Source organism: Marinobacter sp. G11, from assembly GCF_021282325.1.
Taxonomy (GTDB): domain Bacteria; phylum Pseudomonadota; class Gammaproteobacteria; order Pseudomonadales; family Oleiphilaceae; genus Marinobacter; species Marinobacter vinifirmus.
This window is the reverse complement of sequence record NZ_JAJSPB010000048.1, coordinates 1-10,473: the sequence shown is the minus strand read 5'-3', so window position 1 is coordinate 10,473 and position 10,473 is coordinate 1. Positions and strand designations below refer to the sequence as shown.

8 protein-coding genes are annotated in these 10,473 nt (G+C 59.3%); 2 read left to right on the top strand and 6 right to left on the bottom strand.

Features of this window, described 5'->3' with window-relative positions:
- Positions 1-83: 83 nt before the first annotated feature.
- The 3 genes from cysN to LWH94_RS18130 form a co-directional block, all read right to left on the bottom strand.
- A complete protein-coding gene (cysN, locus tag LWH94_RS18140) occupies positions 84-1,742 on the bottom strand; it encodes a sulfate adenylyltransferase subunit CysN (RefSeq protein ID WP_232903167.1) in 1,659 nt (552 codons plus the stop codon).
- A 1-nt stretch (position 1,743) separates the two neighbouring features.
- Positions 1,744-2,652, bottom strand: a complete 909-nt coding sequence (gene cysD / locus LWH94_RS18135; protein WP_232903166.1) for a sulfate adenylyltransferase subunit CysD — start codon at positions 2,650-2,652, stop codon at positions 1,744-1,746.
- Between the two features lie 146 nt (positions 2,653-2,798).
- Entirely contained in the window at positions 2,799-3,245 is a 447-nt protein-coding gene (locus tag LWH94_RS18130; protein ID WP_232903165.1) for a PilZ domain-containing protein, read from the bottom strand.
- Positions 3,246-3,498: 253 nt separating this feature from the next.
- On the opposite strand from LWH94_RS18130, the gene rimO reads away from it, so the two are divergent.
- On the top strand, positions 3,499-4,839 hold the full coding sequence (gene rimO / locus LWH94_RS18125; RefSeq protein WP_232903164.1) for a 30S ribosomal protein S12 methylthiotransferase RimO: 1,341 nt from the start codon (positions 3,499-3,501) through the stop codon (positions 4,837-4,839).
- Positions 4,840-4,931: 92 nt separating this feature from the next.
- Here the strand turns inward: rimO and LWH94_RS18120 are convergent, their stop codons facing one another.
- Genes LWH94_RS18120 through LWH94_RS18110 form a run of 3 tightly spaced genes read right to left on the bottom strand, consistent with a single transcriptional unit; the run spans position 4,932 to position 8,882 of the window.
- Positions 4,932-5,597 (bottom strand): carbonic anhydrase, encoded by a 666-nt coding sequence (locus LWH94_RS18120; RefSeq protein ID WP_058341316.1) that lies wholly within the window; start codon positions 5,595-5,597, stop codon positions 4,932-4,934.
- An 18-nt stretch (positions 5,598-5,615) separates the two neighbouring features.
- Positions 5,616-7,418: a sodium-extruding oxaloacetate decarboxylase subunit alpha gene (gene oadA / locus LWH94_RS18115; protein ID WP_232903168.1), complete on the bottom strand. Its 1,803-nt coding sequence runs from the start codon at positions 7,416-7,418 to the stop codon at positions 5,616-5,618.
- Between the two features lie 36 nt (positions 7,419-7,454).
- The gene (locus LWH94_RS18110; RefSeq protein WP_232903163.1) at positions 7,455-8,882 is read right to left on the bottom strand and encodes an acetyl-CoA carboxylase biotin carboxylase subunit; all 1,428 of its coding nucleotides are present in this window, start codon (positions 8,880-8,882) and stop codon (positions 7,455-7,457) included.
- Between the two features lie 132 nt (positions 8,883-9,014).
- On the opposite strand from LWH94_RS18110, the gene LWH94_RS18105 reads away from it, so the two are divergent.
- Entirely contained in the window at positions 9,015-9,959 is a 945-nt protein-coding gene (locus tag LWH94_RS18105) for a LysR family transcriptional regulator (protein WP_232903162.1), read from the top strand.
- Positions 9,960-10,473: the final 514 nt, after the last annotated feature.

The following is a 10,473-nucleotide window of genomic DNA, read 5'->3' as shown; positions in this document are numbered from 1 at the left end:
CCCACAAACAGTTGGATTACAGAACCCCCTAAAAATCTCCCCCACCCCGGCAGCCCGCCCGCCAAGGATGGGGAATCAAGAGCTTAAACCCGCTGACTCCGAGCCAGTTCCGGCAAGAGCCCGGCAACCGCAGCTTGAATATCGGTCTCCGAATCAGCAGAAACGCTGGCATTGGCAATGTCAGTGCCCAGGTTCACCGCCACAGCCACCAGGCCATGGGCGGTCAGCAGCTGAGCCACGCGCCGGCGCTCGTCGGCGTCGCCGGTGTTTTCTTCGGACACCACCACCGCCGTCTTGCCCTGGTCAAACAAAGCCCGCTCCACGGCCAGGGCCAGTTGCGGGGCCTGTTTGCCGGTGCAGGCGATGATGGCCGGTTTCTGGGCCAGGCGGCGCTCGCGCTCCTCAGAAGTAACCGGGTCCAGTGATTCCAGACCATCGGCCAGGCCGGCGATCATACCGGCGCCGACCGTTACGTTGGTCAGGCGGTCGATGACGATGAAGCTGCCGGTGGCGTGGTTGCGCTGGTAGGCGTCGAACGCGATGGGCTGGTTCAGGGTCAGTTCGCACAGGCCGATTTCGTTGAGCTGAAGCTGGCTTGGGTTCGGGTTCTGCTCCAGGGTGTTTACATCGGTCTGGTGGTGAATCTTTTTCACCGTGCCGGAGGTAAACGTGGGCCCCAGCTTGATGTCGTAGAGGCGGCCGGTTTCCAGAGGCGCGTCGGTCATCCAGACAATGTTGGCGTTAAAGCGGTTGTGAACTTCCGGCTCGTCGTCCGCTTTCACCAGCATGTCGCCACGGCTGATGTCGATTTCGTCTTCCAGGGTCAGAGTCACGGCCTGGTCGATATAGGCTTCGCTCAGGTTGCCGTCGAAGGTGACGATTTCCTTCACTTTGCTGGTGCGCCGTGAGGGCAGGGCCATCACGGTTTCGCCCGGGCGGATCACGCCGGAGGCGACGGTACCGCAGAAACCCCGGAAGTTGAGGTTGGGGCGGGTGACGTACTGCACCGGGAAGCGGAAGTGTTCCAGGTTTTTGTCCCGGGAGACTTCCACGGTTTCCAGGATTTCCATCAGCGGCTGGCCGGTGAACCAGGGCGTGTTCTCGCTCTTGTTTACCACGTTGTCGCCGTCCAGGGCGGAAATCGGTACGAAGCGGATGTCCTTCAGGCCCAGTTTGGTGGCAAAGGCCAGGTACTCGTCGCGGATTTCGTTGAAGCGCTGTTCGCTGAACTCCACCAGGTCCATCTTGTTCACCGCCACCACAATGTGGCGAATGCCCAGCAATGAGGCGATGAACGAGTGCCGGCGGGTCTGGGTCATTACACCGTGGCGGGCGTCGATCATCAGGATCGCCAGTTGCGCGGTGGAGGCGCCGGTAGCCATGTTGCGGGTGTATTGCTCGTGGCCCGGGGTGTCGGCGATGATGAATTTGCGCTTGTCGGTGCTGAAGTAGCGGTAGGCCACGTCAATGGTGATGCCCTGTTCACGCTCGGCCTGCAGGCCGTCGACCAGCAGGGCCAAGTCCAGCTTTTCACCGGTGGTGCCCATTTTGGCGCTATCGGTTTTCAGACTGGCCATGTGATCTTCATAGATCATCTTGGTGTCGTGCAGCAGGCGGCCAATCAGGGTGCTTTTGCCGTCATCTACGCTGCCGCAGGTGAGCAGGCGCAGCAGCTCTTTGTTCTCGTGCTGTTTCAGGTACGCCAGAATATCGTCGGCGATCAGTTCAGACTGGTGTGACATCTCAGAAGTACCCTTCCCGCTTTTTCTGTTCCATGGAGCCGGCGGAATCGTGGTCGATTACCCGGCCTTGCCGTTCGGAGCTGGTGGCCAGCAGCATTTCCTGGATAATTTCCGGCAGTGTGTTGGCCCCGGATTCAATGGCGCCGGTCAGGGGGTAGCAGCCCAGGGTCCGGAACCGCACCGACTTGAGCATCGGCTTTTCGCCTTCTTTCAGTGGCATGCGGTCGTCGTCCACCATAATCAGGGAGCCGTCGCGCTCCACCACCGGGCGCTCGGCGGCGAAATACAGGGGCACTATGTCGATGTTTTCCAGGTAGATGTATTGCCAGATATCCAGCTCGGTCCAGTTCGACAGCGGGAACACGCGAATGCTTTCTCCCTTGTTGACCTTGCCGTTGTAGATATTCCAAAGCTCCGGGCGCTGGTTTTTTGGATCCCAGCGGTGGTGTTCATCCCGGAACGAATACACCCGCTCCTTGGCCCGGGATTTCTCTTCATCCCGGCGCGCGCCACCGAAGGCGGCATCAAACTGGTACTTGTTCAGAGCCTGTTTCAGGGCCTGGGTTTTCATTATGTCGGTGTGCTTGGCGCTGCCGTGGGTGAATGGTCCTATGCCTTGCTTCACACCTTCTTCGTTGGTGTGCACGATCAGATCGAGCCCGTAGCGGCTCACCTGCTTGTCACGGAATTCGATCATCTCCCGGAATTTCCAGGTGGTGTCTACGTGCATCAGGGGGAAGGGGGGCTTGCCCGGGTAGAAGGCTTTGAGCGCCAGGTGCAGCATTACGGCGGAATCCTTGCCGATGGAGTACAGCATAACCGGGTTGTCGAACTCGGCCGCCACTTCCCGGATGATGTGGATGCTTTCCGCTTCCAGCTGCTTGAGATGGGTGAGGTTGTATGTGGTCATGGTTTTCCGTTGCCGCAAAGGCCAGTAAGGGCTTTAACTCAGAAAACCGACTATATCAGAGGACAATATGGAATAAGAAGATGGGCAACAAGAACTTTGGGTTCTAAAAATATAGCGACTCGCGGGCAGTCCGGCGGGTACGCCGGTCAGTTTCGTGCCAGCAGCTTGGCCACGTAACGGTCTACATAATCAAAGCCGTTGCCTTCAAATTCGCAGAAACGGATGCCCAGGTGAAACTCGTCCCTGGCAACGCGGCGCATGTGCACGATATTGCCGTCGGCTACCACGGCAACCGGTTGGGTGGGTAATACCGGCACGCTGAAACGGGTGGTTACTTCCAGCGACTGGCCGGGAGCCGGCGGGATAAGGCCGGGCAGCAGTTTCCGGGCAGTGTCCTGTGAGCAGGAAATCATCACGCCGGAGCGGGAAAGGTTGGCAATTTTGCCGTCAAGGCGGCTGCCATCCGCTCGTTCAATCAAAATGTCGGCAGACACTTCCACCCGTTGCTGGTTGCGCAGGTTGTGCCTTGCAGCGATGGGCTTGACCCGAACCCTTCTGGCGAATGCAGTTTCCAGATGTGTTGCCTTTCCCATAGATGGCTTCCGAACAGGTGTTTGATTGCTGAGAGAGTGTAGTTGTTCAAATTATGACCAGCAAGGGTATTGAAGCATATTATTGCAAATTTATGAATTAAATCTGAACCATGGTTCACAGAATGGCCTGCGGTGATCCGTATTATCCACCCACGACCGGTAGCCGGATAGTGCTGCAGTTGCAATTCTGCTGAGGTAAAATCGCCGCCTACATTCATCAGGAGCTTTGCTCCGGGATTCCTGCAGAACCGTTATGACCGAGAAAACAGAAAACACCGCCAAGGGCGGAAAAGTCGGCTTTATCAGCCTGGGTTGCCCGAAGGCACTGGTTGATTCCGAGCGCATTCTTACCCAGCTGCGCCTGGACGGGTACGACGTAGTGCCAACCTACAACGACGCCGACATCGTGGTGGTAAACACCTGCGGCTTTATCGATGCCGCCAAGCAGGAATCCCTGGACGCCATCGGCGAGGCCATCAGCGAGAACGGCAAGGTCATCGTAACCGGTTGCATGGGCGTGGAAGCAGACAAAATCCGTGAAACCCACCCGGGCGTACTGGCGGTATCCGGCCCCCAGGCTTATGAAGAAGTGGTAGGCGCGGTGCACCAGTTTGTACCCCCGAATAAAGACCATGACCCCTTTGTGGACCTGGTGCCGCCCCAGGGCGTAAAGCTGACCCCGCGCCACTATGCCTACCTGAAGATTTCCGAAGGCTGCAACCACAGCTGCACCTTCTGCATCATCCCGGACATGCGCGGCAAACTGGTCAGCCGTCCCATTGGTGATGTCATGGACGAAGCCAAGCGCCTGGTGGATGCCGGCGTGAAGGAACTGCTGGTGATCTCCCAGGACACCTCCGCCTACGGCGTGGATATCAAATACCGCACCGGATTCTGGCAGGGCCGGCCCCTGAAAACCAAGATGCAGTCCCTGTGTGAAGCGCTGGGTGATATGGGCGTGTGGGTTCGCCTGCACTACGTATATCCGTACCCCCACGTGGACGACATCATCCCGCTGATGGCCGAAGGCAAGATCCTGCCGTACCTGGATATCCCTTTCCAGCACGCCAGCCCGAACGTGCTCAAGGCCATGAAGCGCCCGGCCCACGACAGCAAAACCCTGGAGCGCATCAAGAAGTGGCGGGAGATCTGCCCGGAACTGACCATTCGTTCCACCTTTATTGTCGGCTTCCCCGGCGAAACCGAAGAAGACTTCCAGTACCTGCTCGATTGGCTCGACGAAGCCCAGCTCGACCGCGTGGGCGCCTTTACCTACAGCCCGGTAGAGGGCGCGAAAGCCAACGAGCTGGAAGGTGCCGTGCCGGAAGAAGTGAAGGAAGAGCGCCTGGCGCGCTTTATGGCCAAACAAGCTGAAATCTCAGCCGCACGCCTGCAGGCCAAAATTGGCAAGACCATTGATGTGCTGATTGATGAAGTTGACGAAGAAGGCGCCATCGGCCGCTCCAAGGCCGACGCCCCTGAAATCGACGGCATGGTCTACCTCAATGGCGAGACCGACCTGCAGCCAGGCCAGATTGTCCGGGCCGTAGTGGAGCACGCCGACGAGCACGACCTCTGGGCCGTACTGGCCTGATCGGAATAAGAGGCGGGGTCTTGGCGTGTGAGGCCAAGGTCTGAAAGGGTGGGGAAGGTATCCCCACCCCGCCCAAACCCCACACAAAGACGTCAGGCCTCAGCAACCCGAGCAATTGTCTCCGCATAATAGTCATCGAAATTCTTGAACTCGATGCTATCCCGCCCGCAGCAACGAATGTTGCCGGACTTGATATCGTAAACCCAGCCGTGAATCTCGATCTTGCCGGTAGCCAGCTTGGCCGCCACCACAGGGTGCGTGCGCAGGTGCTGAACCTGCTGCAGCACATTTTCCTCAATGGCTTCGTTCAGGTACTTCGGATCCAGCGGCGTGTCACCATCAATGCCGTGGCGCTCCCGCACAATCTCCATGGCGGAGCGGCAGTGGCCCAGCCATTCCTTTACGTGGGGCAGGCCTTTCAGGGCCGGGATATCCAGCGCACCTTTGATGGCACCGCAGTCGGTATGGCCGCAAACAATAATGTGGCGAACGCCGAGCACCGCCACAGCATATTCGATGGAAGCGGTCATGCCTCCGGTCTCGTTGCTGTGGGGCGGGATCACGTTGCCGGCATTACGGCAGATGAACAGGTCACCGGGGTTGGAGCCGGTCACCATGTTCGGGTCGATGCGTGAATCGGAACAGGTGAAGAACAGAACATCCGGGTTCTGACTGTCGGCCAGGGCGCCAAACAGGTCTTTGTGTTCCGGGTAAACGTTCTTGCGAAAATCCAGTACGCCGCGAACAATGTGGTCCATAGTGTTTCCTCCTGCCGGTCAGGCAATCTCGATCAATACTTCGCCCGGAGTAACCCGGTCGCCCTTGGTGACGTAAACCGCCTGCACGGTGCCGTCCACGCTGGTGTGAATTTCGGTTTCCATTTTCATGGCTTCGGTGATCATCACCGCCTGGCCAGCGGCGACAGTATCGCCTTCCTTGACCAGTACATCCACCACATTGCCGGGCATGGTGGTGGTGACATGGCCCGGATCCGTGGCCTGCTTGCGGCCGCTACCGCCGGCTGAGGCCTCGTATTCGTTCAGCGACTCGAACACCACTTCCTGGGGCATGCCGTCCAGCGACAGGTACAGCTTGCGCTTGCCGGGGCCGGATGCGCCCACGCCGGTAACGGCGACTTCGTAGGTTTCCCCGTGCACGTCAATGCGGAACTCGGTCGCCACGGCAGTGCCCATTCGGTCACGGCCCTTGTGCTCGGCCGGCAGCAGTTCTTCCGGCTTGAGGGTGCCATCTTTTCGCTGCTGCAGGAACTCCCGGCCGAGGTCCGGGAACATGGCGTATGTGAGCACATCCTCCTCGCAGGTGGCCAGACTACCAATGTCTTCTCGCAATTTGTTCAGCTCCGGGCTCAGCAGGTCTGCCGGCCGGCCTTCGTTTACGCTTTCATTGCCGATGGCTTTCTTCTGGATGTCGGCATTCACCTCAGCCGGCGGATGGCCGTAGCCGCCTTGCAGGTAGCGCTTTACCTCGTTGGTGATGGTCTTGTAACGCTGTCCGGCCAGAACGTTGTACACCGCCTGGGTTCCGACAATCTGGGACGTGGGGGTTACCAGTGGAGGGTAGCCCAGGTCCGCCCGCACTCGCGGAATCTCGCTGAACACGTCCCGGATTTTGTCCAGGGCGTTCTGCTCCTTCAACTGGTTGGCGAGGTTGGACATCATGCCGCCCGGCACCTGGTTGATCTGTACTGACACGTCTTCCCGGGTGAATTCGCTTTCGAACTGATGGTACTTCTTGCGCACTTCCCGGAAGTAATCGGCAATTTCGCTCAGCAGTTCCAGGTCCAGCCCGGTGTCGTATTCGGTGCCTTTCAGGGCGGCCACCTGGGATTCGGTGGCCGGATGGCTGGTGCCGTTGGCAAAAGAGGAAATGGCGGTATCAATCCGGTCGGCACCGGCTTCGATGGCTTTCAACTGGCACATGGCTGCCAGGCCTGCGGTGGCATGGCTGTGAATCACCAGCGGCAGGTCGACGGCGGATTTGATGGCGTTCACCAGCTCAAAGGTGGCATAGGGGGTCAGCAGACCCGCCATATCCTTGATGGCGATGGAATCTGCACCCATGGCTTTGAGTTCCTGGGCCTGCTGAACAAACAGCTCGGGAGTATGCACCGGGCTGGTGGTGTAGCAGATGGTGCCCTGGGCATGCTTGCCGGCTTTCTTCACCGCTTTCATGGCGGTTTCCAGGTTACGCAGATCGTTCAGGGCATCGAACACCCGGAACACATCAATGCCGTTGTCGGCGGCTTTCTGTACAAAGGCTTCCACCACATCATCGGCGTAATGCCGGTAACCCAGCAGGTTCTGGCCCCGCAGCAGCATTTGCAGGCGCGTGTTCGGCAGGGCCTGGCGCAGCTGGCGCAGGCGCTCCCAGGGGTCTTCTTTCAAAAAGCGCACGCAGGCATCAAAGGTGGCGCCGCCCCAGACTTCCAGCGACCAGTAGCCCACCTGGTCGAGCTTGTCGCAGATCGGTAGCATGTCTTCGGTGCGCATGCGGGTAGCAATCAGGGACTGGTGCGCGTCACGAAGGATAACGTCGGATACTTCAATTCGTTTGGCAATTTTCTTGGCGTTACTCATGTTCAATCCTCCTGCGGATTACCAGCCGGCATGGGCTGCGATCGTGGCGGCAATGGCCAGGGCAATTTCACTGGGGTGACGTTTGGCGGAATAGTTCAGCAGCTCCGGGTGGCTCGGCACAAAGCTGGTATCAAACACACCGGCCCGGAAATCCGGGTGATCCAGAATCTGCTGGTAATAGTTCGCGGTGGTGGTAATGCCGTGCAGGCGCATGTCATCCAGCGCCCGCTTGCCCCGGGCAATGACCTCGTCCCAGGTCAGGGCCCAGACCACCAGCTTCAGGCACATGGAGTCGTAGTAGGGCGGAATTTCATAGCCGGTATAGATGGCCGTATCCACCCGAACGCCGGGGCCGCCCGGTGCGTAATAATGAGTGATGCGCCCGAAGCTGGGCAGGAAGTCGTTCTTCGGGTCTTCCGCATTGATCCGGAACTGCAGGGCATAGCCCCGGTAGGAAATGTCTTCCTGCCGGTAGCTCAGAGGTTCGCCGGCGGCGATGCGCAGCTGCTCCCGAACAATATCCACCCCGGTGATGGCTTCGGTAATGGTGTGCTCCACCTGCACCCGGGTGTTCATCTCCATGAAGTAGACTTCGTTGCCGGTGAGCAGAAACTCCACCGTGCCGGCATTCTCGTAACCCACCGCCCTGGCCGCTTTCACTGCCAGGCCACCAATGTACTGACGTTGCTCCGGCGTAAGCTGGGGGCTGGGGGCAATCTCGATCAGCTTCTGGTTACGGCGCTGGATGGAGCAGTCCCGCTCGAACAGGTGAATCGCATTGCCGTGGCTGTCAGCCAGCACCTGCACCTCGATATGGCGCGGGTTCACAATGCATTTTTCCATGAACACCTCGGCCGAACCGAAAGCCTTGGTGGCCTCGGAAATTACCCGCGGGTACTGGGTTTTCAGCTCTTCGGGAGAATCACACCGGCGAATGCCCCGGCCGCCGCCACCGGAGGTGGCTTTCAGCATCACCGGGTAGCCGATCTCGTTAGCCAGCTTCAGGGCGTGATCCAGGTCCGCCAGGTTGCCCTCGGAACCCGGGGTGATGGGCACACCGGCCGCCCGCATACTGTCCCGGGCCTGGGTTTTGTCGCCCATCTTGTGGATAACGTCCGACCTGGGGCCGATAAAGGTAACTCCGTGCTGCTCGCACAGCTGGGCAAAGCGGGCATTCTCCGACAGAAAACCGTAGCCGGGATGAATGGCGTCGCAGCCGGTCTCCAGCGCCAGGTTCACAATCCGCGCCGGGTCCAGATAGCCGGCCAGCGGGTCTTCTCCCAGTGAATAGGCTTCGTCGGCGCGCTTCACGTGCAGGCCGTAGCGATCCGGCTCGGTATAAATCGCCACCGAGCGGATGCCCATCTCGGCGCAGGCGCGGACAATACGCACCGCAATCTCGCCACGGTTGGCGATCAGAACTTTTTTAAGCGTGGGCTTCAACATGGGCGATTCCTCGTCTCGTCGTCCCGAATGAAGGTGGGAAAAGAGTAACGGGGATGACGGATCACGAAAAATTGATATTATTTCGCTTATGTATAACTAATATCTTATGAACAGGCTGATTCGGGAACGCCCATGCCCCTGAGTATCCAGAAACTCGCCAACCGCCTGACCTTCCGGCAGCTGCAAGTGTTCAAAGCGGTCTACGACCTGAAAAGCTACAGCAAAGCCGGCGACCTGCTGGGCCTGACCCAGCCCGCCGTCAGCAGCCAGGTACGCCACCTTGAGCAGGCTCTGGGGATGCCCATGTTCGAGTACGTGGGTCGCAAGCTGTATTGCACCGCGGCGGGAGAGGAGATGGCCGCCTGCGTGCGCTCGGTGTTCCACGAACTGGCCGACATGCAGAACCGCCTGGCGGCGCTGGAGGGCAGGGTAGCGGGAGATCTGAAACTGGTGGCTGTCAGCACTGCGCAATACGTGGTGCCCTACCTGCTGCGCTCGTTCCTCCAGCTGAACTCGCAGGTCAACGTCTCGGTGGCCGTGGTCAACCGTGCCACCGCACTGCAACGTCTGAACGACAACAGCGACGACCTGGTGATCATGGGCATGGTGCCGCCCGACCGGCCACTGACCTCGCTGCCGTTTCTCGACAACGAACTTATCCCCATCGTTCCGGCCGGCCATCCGCTGGAGCAGGAGGTTGTAGCACCTCAGGACTTCCTCAACAGCCAGCTGCTAACCCGGGAAACCGGCTCCGGCAGCCGCCTGGCGCTGGAGGTCTACTGCCAGCAACACCGCCTGAAGATGGAGCCAACCATGGAACTGGGTTCCAACGATGCTGTGAAGCACGCAGTCCTGGCCGGTCTGGGTGTGGCGGTGGTGCCGAAGCTCAGCGTGCTTTCAGAACTGGCCCTGGGTTCCCTGCAGGCCCTAAACATCACCGGCTTCCCCCTGCGTCGCAGTTGGTGCGTGGTCTACCCCCAGGCCCGGCACCCGACTCCGGCCATGCAGGCGTTCATAGACTACATCCAGCAAAACATCGCCCAGTTTGAGAGATTGTTTCGGCGCATGGGGTCTTAGTTTGGCATTTTGGTCTTAGTTTCGGCCCTAGCCTGTTTGTTTCGGTGGTGGGCGGCTTTGTTCGCAGCCTGCAATGTTTTCGGGAGTGCCTTGGCGGGAGGCTCCTCCCAAAAACCGCTCCTTGCGGCACATCCATGTGGCGCTTCTGCTCCGCCATCCATGGCTCCGCAAATTTTTGGGAGGAGCCTCCCGCCAAGGCCTTCCGGCTCTGTGCAATCGTCCGCCCACTGCACCCTGCGGTAATATCAACGCAGTCTCAGTTACAAACTGAATGCATACGTGAAGCCCCAGTGCGCCCGCCGTTCAACGGACTATTACTGCGATGTCCGGCTGGCGGTGTTTGGGGCCCCTTCCCAAAAATGTCGGAGGCCATGGATGGCCGGAGAGAAGCGCACAGGGATGATGGGATGAACACCTCTTGTTGAGATCGGCGTCAAAGCGCCACTATTAGATGTGCGAAATCAATAGGTCAACAACAAGAGGTGTTCAGATGAACGTTACCCTAATCGGAATC

Bases quoted from the DNA above. Each gene is read 5' to 3' on its own strand.
- LWH94_RS18120 (WP_058341316.1), bottom strand. From the start codon at position 5,597: ATGGACCACATTGTTCGCGGCGTACTGGATTTTCGCAAGAACGTTTAC.
- cysN (WP_232903167.1), bottom strand. From the start codon at position 1,742: ATGTCACACCAGTCTGAACTGATCGCCGACGATATTCTGGCGTACCTG.
- LWH94_RS18105 (WP_232903162.1), top strand. From the start codon at position 9,015: ATGCCCCTGAGTATCCAGAAACTCGCCAACCGCCTGACCTTCCGGCAG.
- cysD (WP_232903166.1), bottom strand. From the start codon at position 2,652: ATGACCACATACAACCTCACCCATCTCAAGCAGCTGGAAGCGGAAAGC.
- LWH94_RS18130 (WP_232903165.1), bottom strand. From the start codon at position 3,245: ATGGGAAAGGCAACACATCTGGAAACTGCATTCGCCAGAAGGGTTCGG.
- rimO (WP_232903164.1), top strand. From the start codon at position 3,499: ATGACCGAGAAAACAGAAAACACCGCCAAGGGCGGAAAAGTCGGCTTT.
- LWH94_RS18110 (WP_232903163.1), bottom strand. From the start codon at position 8,882: ATGTTGAAGCCCACGCTTAAAAAAGTTCTGATCGCCAACCGTGGCGAG.